Here is a 17,242-nt window from a genome sequence, read left to right on the forward strand (position 1 = left end):
AAAAGCCCGCTCAATGGCGGGCAGGTGATTCATTGATGTGGGCGCGCGGCCCGGTTCATGCAAATCTATGAATGGGTGATCAGTTGCTGGCGCTGGCAGCCAGCGAGGCGGGCAGGTCGCCCAGGCCGGTGCGGCCCTCGCCACCCAGGGCCTCAATCAGATCGGGGATTAGGCGCGACAGCTCACCGGTGGCAATGGCCACATCGGTGTCAAAGCCGGCATCGTCCTGGCTGTTGCCGTCCATGACCGCATCCAGCAGCGTGATGTTCTTGATCTGCAGGCCTTCGGTCAGCACAAAGCTCACGCGGTCGTCCCAGGTCATGGCCAGCTTGGTGGGGCGCTTGCCGTGCTCAATGTGCTGGCGCACCTCATCAATATCCAGCGGGTGGCGGGCGTAGCGCACCACGGCCTTTGATTCGTCGGCGGCTTTCAGCTCAGTCTCGCGGTCGGCGGTGAAGCCGGAGGGCGGCTCCTGGGTGATCAGCCAATGCGCCATGGCGGCCTGCGGGCTGGTCTGGGTGTCAAGCAGGGCCAGAGCGAAGCCGGGCAGGCCTTCGACCAGCAGCGTGACCACCTCGTCGGCTCGGCCCTGGGCACTGGTATCGAGCACCAGGGTGCGGGCCTGCGGGTCGATCCAGACCCACATGCTTCCCTGCTTGGTGAACGCCATGGGCAGCAGGTCCAGCTTGGCCTCGTCCTTGAGCTCTTTCTTCTCTTTCTTGCCAGGCTTGCGGCCCTCGGTTTTTTCGATGTGCTCGGCCTTTTCATTGACCTTGCGGTTGAGCACGCTGGCCGGCAGCATTTTGGACTCGCTCATGAAGCGCATCACCCATTGGCCGGCCACGGATTCGGCCAGCGGGCCATGCTGTTCGCCACGCGGAGGCACCCAGCCCACAGAGCGCTCCTGCGTTGCACCACACTCGGCAAACACCGTTTTTTGCAGCGCCTCTTCCAGCACCTGCAGATCGCCCTGCCAGCTCTCGGCAATGCGATAAACAATCATGTTCTTGAACATCAGGACTCCAGAAAAGAGAAAGCCACCACAGAGGTGGCTTGGGGGTTGGTGTAGGTGGCGCAGGTCATGGGCGCTCTTTCAGGCACTCGACGGTCTTGTCATCCAGCCACTGGGCATGCATGCCAGGACAGGCGAATTCATCGCGCGGGCTTTCTCAGCGTCTTGGGGATCGACTGATCCGGTGCATATATTTCAACCGTCGTAAACAGTGCGCCACAGTTCTTGCTGACACACTTACGCACGCGGTGGTAGTAGATGGGATTGCCGTCCCCGGCGCGGGTTTCTTGCACTCTTATGCTTGAGCCGCACTCAGGGCACTTGGGCTTGTTGGTCATAGAGCCACTCGACGGCCTAGCTGATGACCAGACGGTCTTTGCGGACGATTGACGCGCCCGCCACGGCCTCTCCAGCCTTGATTGCCGCTTTAATCTTAGTCTTGCTGGGCTCTGGCGGCTTGGGATCGCCGGACAGGCTGGCTGGGAACTTCGCTCCGTCCTCGATCACTATGGATTCATCGCGGTCGATGTAGAGCTTTGCGCCAAACAATCCAGACTCATGCTTAACCTCGGTGATGCCCGTGGCCTTCATGCAGTCGGCCATATAGGCTTTAAAGCGATCCAAGCGCAACTCACGAGTCTTGAGCTTTTCCTGCATCTGCTTGAGCATCGTCTTGGCGGCTTCAAGGTTCGATTCCTCGTCCTTGGCATAGGCCACGCAGGCAACAGCCTTTTGCTCAAACAGAGCGCGGCTTTCTGCGTATGTCTCGATCAATTCACCCGTGTCTGGGTCGATGCTTCCCAAGCTCTCACGGACTTGCTGGGCTGCGTCGAACAGTGTGATGTAACTCATATAAGCCTCCGTTAATATCAACCTAACGCTTGTTTAGGTTGATATATTTGCTATCAATTTAGAATGGGATGTCGTCGTCTGACGAGTTGAAGCCGCCGTTCGCTGGGTGGCCTGCGGGTGGTGCGTCGTGGTGACCGCCGCCTGTTGTTGGGCGTTGTGACAGACGATTGCGCAGAGGGCGATCGGCCAGCAGAGCCACGATGGAGGACAGCTTCTTGGGTTGAGTGGCGCGATCAAGGATTTCTGCTGCGGTGAATTCCGTTGCCGCCTCAAACGGCGCGACCAGCTCCAGGCGCCAGCCGGTTTCGCCGGTCTTCTGGCCGTCACGCATCTTTTCGTACTCGGTGTTGACTAGTACCAGGCCGATAGGCTTGTCCAGCAGCTCAGGGAAGATATCAGCCTCTTCCTTGTACTTCTGCTTGGTATCCCAGTCCGTGCGCTCCACTTCGGCGCGTGCAATGCTCAGGGTCTTGAGCTTCATGCAGGCCATGATGGCGTTGATAGCCTTGTAGCCCATCAACTGCTCATTCTGGGCACTCATCGTCCAGATATCGAAGCGAGTTGTCTGCTTGGAGTCAGACTCGAACGTAAAGCCGACCCCGTGAGTACCTTTGTTGGAACTGATGAGCTTTTCGGCGCGAATGAACTTGCCTTTGTACTTCCCGGTTTCAGAGAGATAGCTGCTGATGTTTTCAGCTTCGCGGGCAGCGTTGGCGTTGAGTTGATACATGGCGCGATGGCCTTTCTTGGGTTCGCTTGGGATGAAAAAAGGCCGCTGGTTAGGCGGCCTGGGTGATTCCGTAGAACTCGCATATCTGCTGGTCTACGGCATGGAGATCGTTGGGGATGTGCTGCTCGGAAAACATCCCCATGGGTGATTTGCAGCAGTCCTGCCCATTCGTCTGTGTGGAGAACAGGTACTGGCTATTGATGATTTCTGTTCTCAGGACGATGGTGAAATAGCCTTCCGGGACGATCTTTTCGTCCACCATGCGCCCTACAGTCTTCATGCGAATCTGGCCGTGGTCGTCTGATTGGGTGTGTGCCAAGATGTAAACGCGGCGGTGTTCAGCCAATTGGCCAGCAAGCTCAAACAGCTGCCAAGCGCTTTTTGCGATGTCGGTGAACTTGTCATATCCGCGCTCGGTGCTTCGATTCATCATCTCGTTAACCATCACGGCCTGGTAGTCATCTATGACAACCACATCCTTTGTGCTGCCACGCATGGCCTTCATGATCGTTTCGGCACTGCTGCTTCGAATAACACTGCCCTCTGGGTTTGTTTTGGTGCAAGGCTTCCAGTCAGCCGAGCGAAATGGCAGAGGCTTGTTGATGCACTGGATCAGCAGCGTTTGAGCAGGGGCGAGATTTCGCAGGCTGGTTGATTTACCGGTGCCTGATGAGCCGAGGACAAGTGTTGCGATAGACATGGCTTGGGTTCCTTGGGTTTTGCTTGAGTGAAAGTAGGGCTCAGAAAGGCAGAGTGACGCGCTCGTGCTTTGGCAACTGCTCTATGTCGCTCTCAAAAGTCACCGATCCATGGTCGGGTGCTGGCGGGCGGCGGGGCATCTTCTTTCCTGTCAGTCCGGCCAGTTGGCGCAGCTCAGGGCTGCTGTTGTTGACGCCTTGGCTGAGAACCAGGCGTAGAGCCAGTGAGCGTCCAGGCAGTTGTCGGCTTCGTGGGTTCATATCACCCTCAAATAAAAAGCCCCGGCAGCGAAGGTGCACGCCAGGGCATATAAAAGAAAAGCCCGAACTGGGTCGGGTTGGGGTTCTGGATTGGTCATGGCTTCAGTGCAAGGGCAATAAAGGCCAGGGTGATGAGGAAGAGGGCGGCGATCATGCTGGCTGTCCTGTGGCCTTGGTGATGGCGGAGCGCAGAACGCCTGCGGCATAGGCATGGGCATTTCTCTGTTGACTGAGTGGGTCGAAAGCTGCCGCCTCCAAGCCTTTAAGTCCAAGTTTGCAAGCCTCCAGCAACTCAGGCGCAGTGGCAATGAGGCGGGCGTTGGCCTCTTGTTGCTCAGACCCTTGATTTGTTGGTCCGCATGCAGCCACCTCTTGAATAAGGCCTCCACCAATGCGCGCTTCGACATAGACGGTCGAGAATCCTTCCCGGTGCTTAAACCAAGGCCCCGTGGTGTGCATTTCTTCGCTCATGGCTTTTCCTTCAAACATTGAACGGTTTGCGCATCCAGCCACTCGGCGTGCATGCCAGGGCAAAGCCATGCACCGGCAGCAGCTCGTTTCAGATCGGCGGCGGTCGTGGCCGGGGTGTCAGCTGCCTGGGCACTGCAGCCCGAAAGGGCGGAACACACCAGCAGAATGAGCAGGGCCAGAAACAACAAAGCCCGCTTGTTTGCGGGCTTCTTGCGGCGCGGGAGGCGCTGTAGCTGTATCGGGGAGGGCATCAGGTAGCTCCTTTGCGCGCAATTTTTGCATCCGATATTGCTGGAGACCAATTGTTGTATGGGCCTACGAATTCGACTTGATTTCCAGGGGGAGACTGGTCAAACTGCACGTTCGGCCTGCCGCTGCCATCATCAAACAGGGTTCCTGTGTTCCATGCGTCTGCTAAGTCATCCCAGCCTTTTACATCCGCCGATCGAATGTGAACAGGATGTCGCATGTGACGCTCCATGCAACCTTTTGAGCATGCGATAACTTCCGTACAAAATGCTCCACCACCTGCAAAGAATCGCTCTGGTGTAGATTGGCAGTTCGGGCATGGATTCAACGGTTTGCTCATATCGCCTCATACTGGTTTTCGGTTTCAGGGGCCAGAGCAGCGCGGATCTGCTCGGGGGACAGTGGCTCTGCCATCTGGCCCAGCACCTGCTGGGCGCAGAACTCGGCAAGGGCTGGGTGCAGGGAAATTCGTTCTGCTGGGCTCATTGCAGGCTCTCCAAGTAATCGTTGTAGACCTCGTGAGCCCAGGTCTTGCAGAACCATGTGGCCATGGCTTGCAGCATCTTTTCCTTGGCCGCCTGGGTCATGTCGATGATGAATTCGCTGTATGCGTCGGAAACATCGTCGTCTGAGTCGTCCATGGCATCGCGCAATATTTCCTCGGCTGAGTAGCGACCGAGGAACTTGCGATGGTCAAACCAGCCTGCAGGCGTGTGAATGGCTTGGAGCTGTCTGAACACGATCCCAGGGGCTTCGCGCTCTGCGGCTTCGCGGTGTTCATCAGCTGCTTCCTGCTCGCTTTCCCAGCGCTCGGCGTCTGCCGTCGGGTTGCAGGTGGGGCCGGTGAAGAGGGGGAGTCGTGCGTTCATGACAAGCTCCAGGAATAAAAAAGCCCCGACTAGCGGGGCGAACTGACCGGAGTCAGGGGGAGTAGGTGATGGCGCAGCTTCCTTCTGCCCGATGAGGGTCAGGCAGAAGAAATGCGCACTTGGGTTAATAAAAGGTGCTGCACCATCACAGATAGGGGCCGGTACTGATCTCCGGCATCTCGCTTTCAAGGCGACGTTTCCACTCATCGTGGCAGGGCATCAGTCTGCTCATTCCCTATCTGTGATGGCCCCGCTTAGCCCTGCGGGGGAAGGCGCATGCAGGCCGCATGCTGGCGAATCACTCACATTTCCATATCTCCTTTTCAAACCGCAGCGCCCTGGGTCAAGGCGCTCTGGTTTGATTGCCGCGCGTCCTTGGCTATCGATACCTGCTGTCCTGCAGGCGTGCGCGGCGGCTGGCGTAGCCCGGTGAAACCGGTTCCAGCTTCCTGATTGACCGCTCAGGCGGGCGAATGGTGCTTGATTGATCTGACCCAGCTGGGCCTGGCTCGCGAGTGTTGGTTCTCGCGCCACCTGTCTTTTGCTTCTGCCGACAGATCACAGGGGCAGGGCGCTTTCATCAAGTGCGCCAATTCATCCGAGCTGGTTTTTACAGAGCTTGGATGCGCAGCTCGATCGCTTGGCACCCACCGCCTGCAACCTGCTGCGCCCCTCTGGAGCTAACCCCGCCTTTGCTTCCTGTCGGCTTCGGCCCCGGATCGCTGGGCCTTGGGTGTTTCGCGTTTGTTGCTGCGATGAGTGAACTATAACAAGTGTTGATTATTTATGTCAACAAGTGTTTTTTATTCGTTGATTTTTGGCGCTGAAATCAACTGGCGTGTTTGTGATTTATGCCCAACGCCAGAAGGCGCGGGCCACACGAACCGCAAATAGAACGATGCTGCGAAGTAGGTGACGCATCAGTGCATGCGTACGTCGAAATAAGCCTCTTCTGAGGCAATGTCGCGGAATCCCGCTTGCCGCGCTTTCTCGAAAGCTTTGCTCCAGGCCATTGCAATCTTTTCCTCTGCCTTGCTGATGAGTCCTCCTTCGGAGGCATCGGTAAACAGCTTGTAGGCCTGGCGCAGGTCTTCCTCACTGAGGAAGCTCTTCAGTAGCTCTTTGGTAAAGCGGCCTTCAGCCTTTTCTTTGATGGCTAGGTCCATGTCGCTGGGGCAGTCCACAAGGCGCACATTGATGACAGATGCGAGTTCCATGATTTCTCCTGTACTGGTTGAATGCACAGTTAAATTTTGGCAAATAACTGTTTATTTGTACAGTATTTTGTGCGCAAAAAAGCCCGCTGCTGCGGGCTGGTGGTGAGGTGGAGGAGGGCTACTCTTGGCCCAGCTCGGTCAAAGTGTCTTGCAGGGATTTGATAAGGCGCTTCACGTCTTCGGGCGGCATCTCGATCCACGACGTTGAGACAGGCAGGCCTGATGTCGTCTTCGCTGTGTGCTTCAGGCCGATCAACGGTTTTCCGTCCTCGACACGGGTGCGAATGCTAGTGAACTGAAGGCGAGGGGCGGGAACTGTCATGGCCGGGATGGTGCCATGAAAAAGCCCGCTCGTGGCGGGCTTGTGTGAGTACTGTGAGAGCTATTTTTGTGGCGTAGACGAAGGAACTGCACTCGGTACGTTGATGATGATCGGGGCCTGCTGAGTGGGTTGAGTCACTGAAGACGTGGATGGCTTGAGTGCATTACTCATGGCGAGAAACAAGCCGCCAAAGCCCAAAAACAAGCCGATCACAGTGGCGATCATCCAACGCTGGATGTCCACAGAATTTTTGTGCATGTCAGCGCGGAGTTCCCCAAAACCTTTGGCCATGTCGGTGCGCAATTCTCCAGTAGTCTTTGCCATGTCGGCTCGCAGCTTCTCAAAGTCGGTGCGCAGGCTGGAGGCATCCGCTTTTGCAGAGTGGCGTAGCTCATCCAGATCTGCCTTGGTTGGCAGATTCTTTACAGCTTCCTCAAGGGCGGTGACGCGGGCTTCCATGCCCCCATTATGAGGCGGTTCCCCAGAATTGCCAGCTCCGCCACCACCGCTGACTGTCTTGAACCCCTTTGCAGCCGCGTTGAAGCTCAACACGTTACTCATTGGGCGCCCTTTCCTGCAGGGCTGTGTACATCAAGTCAAGAAGGGTCTTTGCCCTGGGCTGGAAGGACTCTACATCCTGGGCCGACATTAGGAGCTGTAGGTTTTCTTCGATAGCCTGGGCCTGCGCAGGGTTTCGATGGGCTGTCGCCTTGAGTGCGCAGCCCAAGGTCAGTCCAAGAATGGTCAGCTGTTGCGCCATGTCGGAAAGTACATCTCCAATACCGGGGCTTGGGGGCGGCTGTATTTCTGTCGTCATCCCTCTCTCCTTAAATTTTTTATCTCAGAAATCTCGTTTGCCAAGCACTTCGCCAGTTCGACGGTCTACGGCCCATGCATGCTTGACACGCATAACAACGGCATCACCAGTCCATCTTGTTTCAAATGGGATGTCTAAAGATGGCGAAGTCCCATCATAAATAGTTCCAATATATGGAGAGTCTATGTTCCCCACGTAGAAGATATTTAAATTATCTTTTATAGACTTCGCTTTGCTTGGCTCTATATTTTCTATGCGAAGCGTGTACTGGAAAGGAACATAATGCACGCCAGATAATGCAATGGCACATACTTTTGATTCTGTTTTTGATACTTGCCTAGTCACGCCATACGCATTAGCTGCTTTATATGAGCTTTCTTTTTGGCTAATTACATCAATGGCATCCCAGTTAGATAATTTTCCTGAAACTGCTGTAGTTTTATTTACTTCTGGGGTCCACACATTCAATGTTTTTTCATCGGCGTTGTACTTGTATTCAAGATGAAGAGATGGATCCCTTCTGAATGCGATAGAGTCGATTGGCTTTACATTTCCAACCAACGCATTGCTCTTCCATGCGTCAGTTCTTAGTGTGTATTGCTCACTTGTCTCGTACTCATCTTTTGATAGCTTTGCGGCCTTTAAAGCTGCTGCAAATCGTTTGCAATCATGCCCGCGATAATTTGCAGGAAGTACTTCTAAAGAGATATCAAACGGGCTATTGTCAAACCCACTCTTACCAGGTTTGTTAGATTGCGCATTCGCCGCAAATGCTGCCAAAAATGCCGCCGCAATCAAAATCCTCTTCATCCCTCTCTCCTTATTACTTGTTTTCTACAACCCACCAGTTCCGCTCTTGTCGCGGACGCGGCCAATGATCGAAATTTGCTCATTGAACTGGGATGCCATGACCTCTTCATCTTTATAGGCCGGGTTGTCGCTGCGTAGAACGACCTCGCCACTGATGCGGCGATAGAAAAGCCGCTTGATGCGCAGCTCATTGCCATAGCGGATTGCATACACCTTGCCATCGAGCACTTGGTCAAGAGTATTCTCAGCCTCATTCACCAAGACGGAGTCACCATGAAACAGGAATGGCTCCATGCTGCCGTTTTTAACCTTGAAACGCTTTAGCTTGTCTGGGTTTAGGCGCTCTTGTTGGAGCCATGACAGGCGATATGTCGCTGGTTCAGAGCACTCCTCCAACTCGTAGGAGACCACAACCTGACCGGGCCCAGCGCTGAAGTGCACCTTGTATTCAGGGATTCTGATGTAACCCTCAGGTAGGTCGTCTTCAGCATGCAAGGCAATGATTCCGCCGCCCCCAGCGTCGGATTTCATCGAGCCTTTCTCATCGCGCAGCCAAGCGTGGCTGATCATCTCTTTAGGAAAGGCTTTGATCAGATCTTCCTTGAAATTGGTTCTATCGCTTGCGCGACGAACAATTGCACTGATGGTCGGCATGGCGACGCCGCTCTGCTCTGCGACCTCGGATGGTCCCCATCCCATTTCCCGCATGGCGGCTTCTAGACGTTCTCCAAATTTCATCAGTCGAGCCTATAACAGTTGTTGAGAACAAGGGTTGATGAATAAATCAACATGTGTTAGTCTTTGCGTATGCGAAATGAAACACCTGTTGATGCTCTGATGGACGCAATTGAGCGTGCTGGCGGTCAATCTGCACTCGCGACAAAGCTCACCAAGACCGCAAAAGAGTCCATTTCTCACGCGCGAGTGTGGAACTGGATCAATCGCGGGAAAAAAGCCCCCGCTGAGTTGTGCCCTTTGATTGAGAGGGTGACAGGTGTCGCATGCGAGCGGCTTCGTCCTGATGTTGACTGGGCATATTTGCGCTCCACTGTCGCCTCCGAATTGACCCAGCCCATCCCATCCGCCACTCCCAAGGAGGCGAGCCATGGTTGAGCCAAATGTCGCTGGCTTCGATGCCGCCTTGGAGAGGTTCGTGTGCGAGCAGGAACTCCGTACTACTTCGAGATGCTCGAAATCCACTGACGGACGAATCCCTCGACTCCTTCGAGCACTGCATCCGGTACGTGACTCGAAAGAAGCTTCACCTGCATCGTTTCCGAACGCTCCTGCAAAACATCTAGTAGGGCCTGCTTCTCTGGGTGCTTCGCGATGAGTGCATTCAGAACCATTCCGATGGCTTCGATCTGTCCTTCGATTCTTTCGAGTCGCTGCAGTTCTTCGTTGTTCATGTCCGCTCCCCTGAAAGCTTTTGGTTGCGTGAGAACTACCAGCATAGCCAATGGTGCTGCGGCCTTCCATCCCCTCTAACTCCACAAGACTCCCACCAAGGACGCCCCTATGACCTACAAGAACCGCGAACTCGTCCGCAAGCCAGCAGGAATGCTGCGTGTCAATTCCATCGAACAAGAGGACCTTGATTTCCTGGTGGATTACTACGGAGGTGGGCAGCCTGCTGAGGTGTGGCGCCGTGTCTTGATTGAGGTCGCTCGTGAAAAACGTCATGAGGCGAATTCTTTATCGCCCATGCGCGTAGCTCAAGCCGTTGACAAGAGCCCGTTTGGCCTCATGCGTGCAGCGTGAGTCATGAGCACAGGAGCGAAGACACGCTATGCCGCCGCCGCAAATACCAATCCATGACGTGCCCTATGACCTCGAAGGGCTTGATCCGAAAGCGCTTGATGCTATCGAAGCAGAAGCAAAAGCGCGCGGAATTTCTTTTGATGAAGCTGTGAAACAGATGCTCATCGAGCATTCGCGCCAGCTTCAATCCCAACAAATGCGCCGCATTCCGAGCCTCATTGCAAGGCTCTTTGGTTCCGGGCGAGTTCACTAGGAGTTACTCAAAAGATGACTTCAGCCCACAAAGAAAAACGCCTGCAGTCGTTGGCGCGACGTGCAGGCGATCTTGAGATTAAGGCTATGGACGCTGGGCAGCGAGACCGTGCCATTCACTTCATGCGCCGAATGTACCGGTTGCTTGAACTGCTGGCAAGCCTGCGCGAACAGGAGAACTTCCATGCGTGACTACGGTGTTGTTTCTCCCAAATTCTGGATAGGCGAGACAGGTAAGGCGCTGCGTGGGAATGCAGCCGCTCAGGTCCTGGCTCTTTATCTGATGACCTGCCCTCATGCCAACATGATTGGCGTGTTTCATTGCCCTGTTCTGTACATGGCACATGAGACAGGATTAGGCATGGAAGGGGCTTCTAAGGCCCTTGAATGCCTCATCGAAGCCAAGTTTTGCACCTATGACGAGGCTTCCGAGACCGTTTTTGTGCACCGCATGGCTGCATTTCAGATCGGAGAGTCATTGGCTGCTGCTGACAAGCGCTGCAAGGGTGTTGAGCGTGAGTGGCAAAACATCAGCTCTTCCAAGCACAAGCATGCGTTCTTTGCTATGTATTCAGTAGCGTTTCATCTGCCTAAATCGGCAGAAAACGCAAGCCCCTCGGAAGCCCCTTTGAAGCCCCATGCAAGCCAGGAACAGGAACAGGAACAGGAACAGGAACAGGATATTGATGCTCCTTCTGCGAAGTCGCCACGCGGCACGTCGCTGAGCGCCGAATGGTCTTTGCCTGATGACTGGAAAAACTGGGCTCAAAGCGAAAGGCCCGACCTGGACGTGATATCGGTTGCGGATTCGTTCCGCGATTACTGGATTGCCAAGCCGGGGAAGGACGGGCGCAAGGCCGACTGGAAGGCAACGTGGCGCAACTGGGTAAGGAACCAGCGCCGCGATGCTCCGCGCTTCCAGCCGCCGGCAGCACCCCAATCGGGCATTGGGAGGTTCGTCTGATGCGCGGCCACCAACCGATTCTCGACATGCGCCGCGAAGGCTATGTGCCCAACTCTGCAGTCTTCGTGTCCGACACCGATTGCGTGCTAGAGGCCTGGAGCGCACGCAACTGGCATGGGGTGGCCAACAACACTCACCCAACGGTGTTGATTGAGCTGACGGACGCCCTGGAGCAGTTGGATTTTCGTTTTGCTGTGGGCTTGCATGTGAGCCTGATGTGCCAGCGAGGAGAGGAACGAGCGAAGCGCTTGTTTGCCGCTATCCGTAGGGTTGAACCATGCGTTCTGGCCTGCGCAATGGGTAATGAAATCTGGATTTTCAAGAAAGAAGAGGGCGGCAATGGCAAACGTATTCGTGCCTGACGACATTGATTTTGCTCTTTACGAGCAGGAGACCGACGCCCAGCAAAAGGTGCGCGAGGCGGCGGTTTGGGTGCAAGAGCTGATCGACCGCATCAAGAACCCGGCCCGCACGCCACAGGCATTCATGCCATGGCGCAAGACCATGGGCCTGCTGCAGTTCCGTCCCGGCGAAGTGACCCTGTGGGGAGGCGCCAACGGAAACGGCAAGTCTCTGGTGACTGGGCAGGTCGCCTTGTCACTTTGCGGCCAGGGCGAGCGCGTAGCCATTGCATCGTTCGAGATGAAACCTATCAAGACGCTGGAGCGCATGGGGCGCCAGTGGTCAGGCACCAACCCCGCTCATCCAGCCTATGCAGGCAGCGAGCTGGGCCTAAAAGCGTTGATAGACACCTATGAGCAATTCAAGGAATGGACGGGAGACAAGCTCTGGCTGTACGACCAGCAAGGCACCGTGACTGCAAAGCAGGTCTGTGCCGTCATTCGCTATGCGGCTAAAGAGTTGAAGGTGACGCATTTCGTGGTGGACAGCCTGATGAAGTGCGTGGCTGGCGAGGATGACTACAACGGACAAAAGCTGTTCGTGGACGAACTGACTGCCATTGCCCGCGATCACCAGATTCACATCCACCTGATTCACCACATCAAAAAGCCAGCCTCTGAGGATCACAAACCCAACAAGTACGACATGAAAGGCTCTGGCGCCGTGACCGACCAGGTGGACAACGTGGTGATCGTTTGGCGCAACAAGCCCAAGGAGCGAAAGCGTGAAGAGGGACTGCTGACCGACGAGGCCAATTTCAAAGAGCCTGACTGCCTGCTGATCTGCGACAAGCAGCGCAACGGCGAATGGGAAGGGTCCATCGGCCTTTGGTTTGAGAAAGACAGCCAGCAGTTTGTTGCGGCGCTGGGCGATGAGCCTTTGACGCTGTATTGCCCTCCGGAGGCCTACTGATGACCACCTGCATCACCTGCCAGCACTGGCAACCCAAAGAAACCTCCCCTGCTATGGCCCGAATGGGTTTTGCCCAGTGCATGAAAAAAGCTAGGGGGCACACATATAGCTCAGGCTCCCCAGCTTGCGACTTTCACAAGCCAGTAGACGAAGCAATCACCCAGAAGAGGGCGATCTTCATCAAATCGAAGGATGCGGCATGAACCAGGCGCAACAACCAGAGGCGCTCTACCTTGCGCGCGAGTTGGAAATCGGCTCTTTCTCTCCCAACATCCTGCAAAACGAACAAGGCCTACGCAATAAGTCGGCTGCTGAACTCCGCCGCCTGCATGCCCGTGTGCAGGAACTGGAATTGCGCTGCTGCTCAAAGCCGATCCCATGGCCTGAGGACGCAAAAGATGTACGCGACTTTTTTAACTGCGATTTCATCTCTGCGCAATTCGCAGCTGAAGACCAATCACCATGCGATGAAGACCGGTATCTGATCAGTGCTCATGACTTCTTGAGCGCCGTGAACTGGTGGTCCGATTTCCCTCATATGCGTATTCCCGAACAGGAAGGCCTTGAGCGCGACCATGCAGACGAGGACGCAGCCATAGCAGCCGGGAAGGTTCAGGCGGCTGTGCAGGGGAGGGTGGAATGACCCGATACCAAGCTCTACGGCGCATCGGCCTTGACCCGCTCGCTGCCGCGTTTGTTGCCTTTTTCAACTGGTTGTTCGGTGCGTCCAGCAATGAAATTCACTTCATGCACATGGTCATCGAGTTTGATAAGGAGGAAGGCGATGACTGAGCGCCTAGAAATCGACCTGTTCAGTCGCCAACAGGCTTGGCTAGCCATCAAGGGGGCGCCATTGGGTCAAAGAGTACCTAGAGCACCGAAACGTAGCAGGCCGAGCAGCAGCACTGAAGAAAGACCTTAATGAGCAGCGCAGGCTAGGAAACACAGGCAAGCCCGGCGAATGGCTTGAGGCAACAGAACAGGAGAAGAGATGAAAGAGATCAAGGCCCATCAGTTCTACCGACTGCCCAGCGGCAGCGTTATCAAGGTCAACAGCCCATTGAGCGGCGGCGAGTGGAACTGTACTTATCAAAGCGGTGAAGACATTGGCTGCCAAGTGACGCTGAGCGCTGAGTTTCTGCTGAGGCACGGGGAGCGCACATGACGATCAGGCCAAAACCACGCATGACAAAGAGGGATGGCCGCTGGATGTGCTGGACGAAGGCCATCTTTGGTGGGCGCATTGTCGGCTGGGGCAAGACCCCTGATGCTGCCTTCAAGGCTTGGAGCGAGGCATGACAGAGCGCCTCGAAATCGACCCCCAGGCTGCGGTGGACTACCTTCTTGCCACTGCGCCACGCTATGCGGCAGCCAAGGCTAAGCGGGTACAGCTCGAAGAGTTCCGCAAGTCCAAGAAGGCCATCCTGATGCAGCAGTCTGACGGCAAGACGATTGCAGACCGCGAGGCCTACGCATACAGCCATGCGGATTACTTGGAACTACTGCAAGGCCTGGAGTCTGCCGTGGAGGCTGAAGAGCTGTTCCGCTGGAAGATGAAGGCGGCCGAGCTGCAGATTGAGATCTGGCGCTCGAAAGAGGCCAGCAACCGGGTAGAGGGGAGGTCTGTTCGATGACATTCCGTCGCACCCGCTGCGCACATTGCCGCGCAAAGTTCTCGCCAGAGCGTCCGAGCCAGATTGTCCACGCTGAATGCGCAGAGGCATATGCCATAGCCAAGCGTGAAAAGGAAGAACGCGCCCAGGCCAAGGCCGATCGTATGGCCACCAAGGTAGAGAGAGCGGAAACGCGCCGCCGCAAGGAGGCGATGAAGTCTCTCCGAGAGCTGCTCGCCGAAGCCCAGACCGCGTTCAACGAATTTATCCGTCTTCGTGATGCAGGCAAGCCATGCATTTGTTGTGGCATGCCATTCGAACCCATGAAGCCGGGCGGCTCAATGGATGCTGGCCATTTCCGCTCGCGTTCCACCGCGCCCCAGATCCGCTTCAACGAAGACAACGTGTTCGGACAGCGAAAAAACTGCAACCGACCTGGCGGAACGACCTACTCCAAGTTCCGTGTCGGCGTGCTCGCGCGCATCGGCCCAGAGCGCCTAGAGGTCATTGAGACCAATAACGGTGTCCACAAGTGGACTCACGACGAAGTCCGAGGAATTCGGGATAGCTACCGAGCCAAAGCTAAGCAACTAAAGAAAGAGAGCGCTGAATGACCGAGGCACCAACAATGCAAGAGCACTATGCACAAGCTATTACCGCCAGCAACCTTCGCTGCGAAACTTTGGATGGATCACGTAGTAGCGCTGATCTGCTGATTGCGGCAGGCTGGTGTAAGTCTCGCTTCGGTGCCGCCCTGATGCGCCTGCAGGCCGAATGGGATGGAGCTGAGCGCTGGGGTGTGAAAGTCCCAGTGAGACCCACGAAGCGCGCAATCATGGCCGAGGCCAAAGTGACGATGCGCGACGGCATCCGCAAGATCACCAAGGACAGCATGGAGGCGGCACGCAAGAAACTGGAGAAGCGCTACGAAGCCGAGCTGCGCAAGGCCGTCACCGCGCTTAAGTCGTTGCCCGAAGTTGCATTGCACTTGCAGATCGGTCTGGCATTGGATGGTGAAGATGCCGAGCTGGCCGCGCCTTTGTTGTTGTACTGGCTCGACCCGAATTGCCGGGTGTGCCATGGACGAAAGTTCCAGCTCGCCCCTTGCAAGACCAAGCTTTCCGCGCGTGCTTGCGGTTGTTGCGACGGGCTCGGAGCTGCCAAAGCTCCAGGCGGTGAGAGCGGTCAAAAGCTCTTGGACTTCATCAATAGCTGCGCCTTGCGGGCAGGCGGCGAAGTCAAAAAAGCTTGCCTGTCTTGACATAGGGTGGTAGCATTGCGCCGTGAACCGCAAGCGATGAAATCCAGCGCTTCACGTCACTGCAAATCCACCTCTGCATTCAGCCCGTAGCGTTGCAGACAGCCAGAGATGGATAGACGCGCCCATAAAAAAGCCCGCTAGGTTCGCCAGCGGGCTTTGTTGTTTCTCCCCTTGATCCAGCCAGGGGCCACGCCCGAGCCGCTTGAAGGCGTGGAAGACACTACCGCGAGCTGTCGTGGAGCTGGAGTACAGCGAACGGCATCCCCCAGCGGCTCTGCCGGAAGTCCGGATGGGGTTCTATTTACCAAGGCCAGCCAAGTGCTGGCTTTTTCTATTGGGGCGAGCCATGAGCAAGCAAAACCAGGTTGAGATCCTTACTAATGGATGCCGCAAGCTGATCTTCATTGACGGAATGATGCTGCACTCGGTCTTGGATATCGATGTGCCGCTGGAGCAGGGCGAGATTGCTCCCAGGGTCACGATCAAGCTGCATCCTGAGTTGGTCACTATCCGTCAAGTGGACGGCAAGTGGATCACGGACATGCTGAAGCCTTCGCCTCTGACTGCTGATGACGAAGCGCAATTGTTTGGCGCGGCGTACCAGGCAATGGTCAATGCATTTGCTTCGCACGCAGACCGCCAGCAGCAGCGGGAATTGCTTCCTCGGATATTGGAGGAGTTGAAGGCCCTGCGCAGCCTGATGGAAGGCGTAACGCAGGGCGGGAACAGTGTGAGCGTTAACGTTGAATAAAAATGCGTAGCTCCGTCCCCTGTGGCGAGGTGCTCCATTGGCGCTTGGTAATAGTCAGTTCGACATCCAGCCCTTCAATTATCAAAGTGTCGCCAACATGGACTTCTCCTGTTGTGCCGTAGTGCCATAAAAGAGGTGAGCGCTCAATAGCTTTTTTTATTTCTTCGTCTTCGCACTTGAAGATGACTGGAGTTCTTTCGTTCATGTTTCCGCCCTCCTGGCGATAGTTGAGTAAGGACTTCTATCGTATTCCAGGAGGGCAAATCAATTAATGCGGCTTTGGCCTATCGGTCGGGCATCAGCCTTCCAAGCTGAGGAGCCGGGTTCGATTCCCGGAAGCCGCTCCAAACATCAGAGCCACAAAGTGGCCACACCGCAACCGCCCCAGAGGCGGTTTTTTCGTTTCCAGACTATGAGGTTCGCCATGAACAAACTGACCTTCAACGGCTTCGAGTTCAATGTCATCGAGCACAGCGGGATGCAGTACCTGACGCTGCCCGAGATCGCGGCAGTGCTGTACGAGAAAGAAGGGGGAGCCCAAACTGACACCCCCTTGGTCGAGTCCCGTGTGCGCAAGCTCTACCAGCGCCACGCCGACGAGTTCCGCAAGGACATGACGGCACTGATCCGCATGCAGACCGCCGGCGGCATGCAGGAGGTGCGCGTTTTCAGTCTGCGCGGATGCCATCTGTTGGGCATGTTCGCGCGCACTACGGTTGCCAAGCAGTTCCGCTCCTGGGCACTTGACGTGCTGGATGCCCAGCTGAACGAGGGCAAGGGCTGGCAGCAGGAATTCAACAAGGCCTGGATGGAATACACCAGCGAAAAGGCGGTGGCCAGTCTCTGCGGAAAGGGCCTTCGCCGGTGGCGCGACAAGAGCAAGCCCTTGATGAACAGGGTGACTTCCGCCGCAGACAAGGCCCAGATCCTTCTCCCTCTCTGATTTCTCGCCTGGAAACGAGTAGCCCGCTTCGGCGGGCTTTTTTATTCCGCCACCGCTCGGGCGCATCCACCACGC

The 17,242-nt window shown here is 55.9% G+C and carries 30 protein-coding genes and 1 tRNA gene; 16 read left to right on the forward strand and 15 right to left on the reverse strand.

All coding sequences use genetic code 11. The features are described 5' to 3' along the window. Positions 1-79: 79 nt before the first annotated feature. From QMY55_RS08365 to QMY55_RS08430, 13 genes are all read right to left on the reverse strand, one after another. Positions 80-1,015: a recombination-associated protein RdgC gene (locus QMY55_RS08365; protein WP_283488162.1), complete on the reverse strand. Its 936-nt coding sequence runs from the start codon at positions 1,013-1,015 to the stop codon at positions 80-82. Positions 1,016-1,366: 351 nt separating this feature from the next. Beyond that, positions 1,367-1,864 (reverse strand): siphovirus Gp157 family protein, encoded by a 498-nt coding sequence (locus tag QMY55_RS08370; RefSeq protein WP_283488163.1) that lies wholly within the window; start codon positions 1,862-1,864, stop codon positions 1,367-1,369. Positions 1,865-1,922: 58 nt separating this feature from the next. Beyond that, positions 1,923-2,594: a hypothetical protein gene (locus QMY55_RS08375; protein WP_283488164.1), complete on the reverse strand. Its 672-nt coding sequence runs from the start codon at positions 2,592-2,594 to the stop codon at positions 1,923-1,925. A gap of 49 nt (positions 2,595-2,643) precedes the next feature. Continuing rightward, positions 2,644-3,294 (reverse strand): ATP-binding protein, encoded by a 651-nt coding sequence (locus tag QMY55_RS08380; RefSeq protein WP_283488165.1) that lies wholly within the window; start codon positions 3,292-3,294, stop codon positions 2,644-2,646. Between the two features lie 40 nt (positions 3,295-3,334). Continuing rightward, entirely contained in the window at positions 3,335-3,553 is a 219-nt protein-coding gene (locus QMY55_RS08385; RefSeq protein ID WP_283488166.1) for a hypothetical protein, read from the reverse strand. A 150-nt stretch (positions 3,554-3,703) separates the two neighbouring features. Beyond that, positions 3,704-4,024 (reverse strand): hypothetical protein, encoded by a 321-nt coding sequence (locus tag QMY55_RS08390; protein ID WP_283488167.1) that lies wholly within the window; start codon positions 4,022-4,024, stop codon positions 3,704-3,706. Between the two features lie 250 nt (positions 4,025-4,274). Continuing rightward, positions 4,275-4,613 (reverse strand): hypothetical protein, encoded by a 339-nt coding sequence (locus QMY55_RS08400; RefSeq protein WP_283488169.1) that lies wholly within the window; start codon positions 4,611-4,613, stop codon positions 4,275-4,277. After that, a complete protein-coding gene (locus QMY55_RS08405; protein WP_283488170.1) occupies positions 4,610-4,759 on the reverse strand; it encodes a hypothetical protein in 150 nt (49 codons plus the stop codon). Before QMY55_RS08405 ends, QMY55_RS08400 begins: the two co-directional genes overlap by 4 nt. After that, the gene (locus QMY55_RS08410; RefSeq protein ID WP_283488171.1) at positions 4,756-5,142 is read right to left on the reverse strand and encodes a hypothetical protein; all 387 of its coding nucleotides are present in this window, start codon (positions 5,140-5,142) and stop codon (positions 4,756-4,758) included. Before QMY55_RS08410 ends, QMY55_RS08405 begins: the two co-directional genes overlap by 4 nt. A 920-nt stretch (positions 5,143-6,062) precedes the next feature. Further along, on the reverse strand, positions 6,063-6,359 hold the full coding sequence (locus QMY55_RS08415; RefSeq protein ID WP_283488172.1) for a hypothetical protein: 297 nt from the start codon (positions 6,357-6,359) through the stop codon (positions 6,063-6,065). A gap of 382 nt (positions 6,360-6,741) precedes the next feature. After that, positions 6,742-7,242 (reverse strand): CCDC90 family protein, encoded by a 501-nt coding sequence (locus tag QMY55_RS08420; RefSeq protein WP_283488173.1) that lies wholly within the window; start codon positions 7,240-7,242, stop codon positions 6,742-6,744. Between the two features lie 280 nt (positions 7,243-7,522). Then, the gene (locus QMY55_RS08425; protein ID WP_283488174.1) at positions 7,523-8,308 is read right to left on the reverse strand and encodes a hypothetical protein; all 786 of its coding nucleotides are present in this window, start codon (positions 8,306-8,308) and stop codon (positions 7,523-7,525) included. Between the two features lie 24 nt (positions 8,309-8,332). Then, positions 8,333-9,046 (reverse strand): S24 family peptidase, encoded by a 714-nt coding sequence (locus QMY55_RS08430; RefSeq protein WP_283488175.1) that lies wholly within the window; start codon positions 9,044-9,046, stop codon positions 8,333-8,335. Positions 9,047-9,145: 99 nt separating this feature from the next. On the opposite strand from QMY55_RS08430, the gene QMY55_RS08435 reads away from it, so the two are divergent. Beyond that, the gene (locus QMY55_RS08435) at positions 9,146-9,421 is read left to right on the forward strand and encodes a YdaS family helix-turn-helix protein (RefSeq protein ID WP_283488176.1); all 276 of its coding nucleotides are present in this window, start codon (positions 9,146-9,148) and stop codon (positions 9,419-9,421) included. A 62-nt stretch (positions 9,422-9,483) separates the two neighbouring features. Here QMY55_RS08435 and QMY55_RS08440 read toward each other — a convergent pair whose 3' ends face one another. After that, a complete protein-coding gene (locus tag QMY55_RS08440; protein WP_283488177.1) occupies positions 9,484-9,717 on the reverse strand; it encodes a hypothetical protein in 234 nt (77 codons plus the stop codon). A gap of 109 nt (positions 9,718-9,826) precedes the next feature. On the opposite strand from QMY55_RS08440, the gene QMY55_RS08445 reads away from it, so the two are divergent. The 13 genes from QMY55_RS08445 to QMY55_RS08505 all read left to right on the forward strand — a co-directional run bounded on the left by QMY55_RS08445 (position 9,827) and on the right by QMY55_RS08505 (position 16,224). Continuing rightward, positions 9,827-10,069, forward strand: coding sequence for a hypothetical protein (locus QMY55_RS08445; protein ID WP_283488178.1), 243 nt, complete (start codon positions 9,827-9,829; stop codon positions 10,067-10,069). Between the two features lie 28 nt (positions 10,070-10,097). Further along, on the forward strand, positions 10,098-10,322 hold the full coding sequence (locus tag QMY55_RS08450) for a hypothetical protein (RefSeq protein WP_283488179.1): 225 nt from the start codon (positions 10,098-10,100) through the stop codon (positions 10,320-10,322). Positions 10,323-10,336: 14 nt separating this feature from the next. Continuing rightward, positions 10,337-10,513, forward strand: a complete 177-nt coding sequence (locus tag QMY55_RS08455) for a hypothetical protein (protein WP_283488180.1) — start codon at positions 10,337-10,339, stop codon at positions 10,511-10,513. Continuing rightward, positions 10,506-11,285 (forward strand): hypothetical protein, encoded by a 780-nt coding sequence (locus QMY55_RS08460; RefSeq protein WP_283488181.1) that lies wholly within the window; start codon positions 10,506-10,508, stop codon positions 11,283-11,285. Before QMY55_RS08455 ends, QMY55_RS08460 begins: the two co-directional genes overlap by 8 nt. Beyond that, on the forward strand, positions 11,285-11,647 hold the full coding sequence (locus QMY55_RS08465; protein WP_283488182.1) for a hypothetical protein: 363 nt from the start codon (positions 11,285-11,287) through the stop codon (positions 11,645-11,647). Before QMY55_RS08460 ends, QMY55_RS08465 begins: the two co-directional genes overlap by 1 nt. After that, positions 11,625-12,599: a DnaB-like helicase C-terminal domain-containing protein gene (locus QMY55_RS08470; RefSeq protein ID WP_283488183.1), complete on the forward strand. Its 975-nt coding sequence runs from the start codon at positions 11,625-11,627 to the stop codon at positions 12,597-12,599. The genes QMY55_RS08465 and QMY55_RS08470 overlap by 23 nt, the downstream gene beginning before the upstream one ends. Before the next feature lie 199 nt (positions 12,600-12,798). After that, entirely contained in the window at positions 12,799-13,242 is a 444-nt protein-coding gene (locus QMY55_RS08475) for a hypothetical protein (RefSeq protein WP_283488184.1), read from the forward strand. Continuing rightward, on the forward strand, positions 13,239-13,391 hold the full coding sequence (locus QMY55_RS08480; RefSeq protein ID WP_283488185.1) for a hypothetical protein: 153 nt from the start codon (positions 13,239-13,241) through the stop codon (positions 13,389-13,391). Before QMY55_RS08475 ends, QMY55_RS08480 begins: the two co-directional genes overlap by 4 nt. A gap of 199 nt (positions 13,392-13,590) precedes the next feature. After that, complete coding sequence (locus tag QMY55_RS08485; RefSeq protein WP_283488186.1) at positions 13,591-13,764, forward strand: hypothetical protein; 174 nt, start codon at positions 13,591-13,593, stop codon at positions 13,762-13,764. 130 nt (positions 13,765-13,894) lie between these two features. Further along, positions 13,895-14,233: a hypothetical protein gene (locus QMY55_RS08490; protein ID WP_283488187.1), complete on the forward strand. Its 339-nt coding sequence runs from the start codon at positions 13,895-13,897 to the stop codon at positions 14,231-14,233. After that, entirely contained in the window at positions 14,230-14,826 is a 597-nt protein-coding gene (locus tag QMY55_RS08495) for a recombination protein NinG (protein ID WP_283488188.1), read from the forward strand. Before QMY55_RS08490 ends, QMY55_RS08495 begins: the two co-directional genes overlap by 4 nt. After that, positions 14,823-15,473 (forward strand): hypothetical protein, encoded by a 651-nt coding sequence (locus QMY55_RS08500; protein WP_283488189.1) that lies wholly within the window; start codon positions 14,823-14,825, stop codon positions 15,471-15,473. Before QMY55_RS08495 ends, QMY55_RS08500 begins: the two co-directional genes overlap by 4 nt. Positions 15,474-15,819: 346 nt before the next feature. Continuing rightward, complete coding sequence (locus tag QMY55_RS08505; RefSeq protein ID WP_283488190.1) at positions 15,820-16,224, forward strand: hypothetical protein; 405 nt, start codon at positions 15,820-15,822, stop codon at positions 16,222-16,224. Here the strand turns inward: QMY55_RS08505 and QMY55_RS08510 are convergent. Continuing rightward, a complete protein-coding gene (locus tag QMY55_RS08510; RefSeq protein ID WP_283488191.1) occupies positions 16,211-16,429 on the reverse strand; it encodes a hypothetical protein in 219 nt (72 codons plus the stop codon). The two genes, QMY55_RS08505 and QMY55_RS08510, sit on opposite strands and share 14 nt — an antisense overlap. A gap of 68 nt (positions 16,430-16,497) precedes the next feature. Between QMY55_RS08510 and QMY55_RS08515 the strand changes: the two genes are divergently transcribed. Further along, positions 16,498-16,571 (forward strand) — tRNA-Gly (locus QMY55_RS08515). 77 nt (positions 16,572-16,648) lie between these two features. Beyond that, positions 16,649-17,167, forward strand: coding sequence for a hypothetical protein (locus tag QMY55_RS08520; protein ID WP_283488192.1), 519 nt, complete (start codon positions 16,649-16,651; stop codon positions 17,165-17,167). Positions 17,168-17,242 lie beyond the last annotated feature (75 nt).

The organism is Comamonas resistens (genome assembly GCF_030064165.1).
GTDB classification, from domain to species: Bacteria; Pseudomonadota; Gammaproteobacteria; order Burkholderiales; family Burkholderiaceae_C; genus Comamonas; species Comamonas resistens.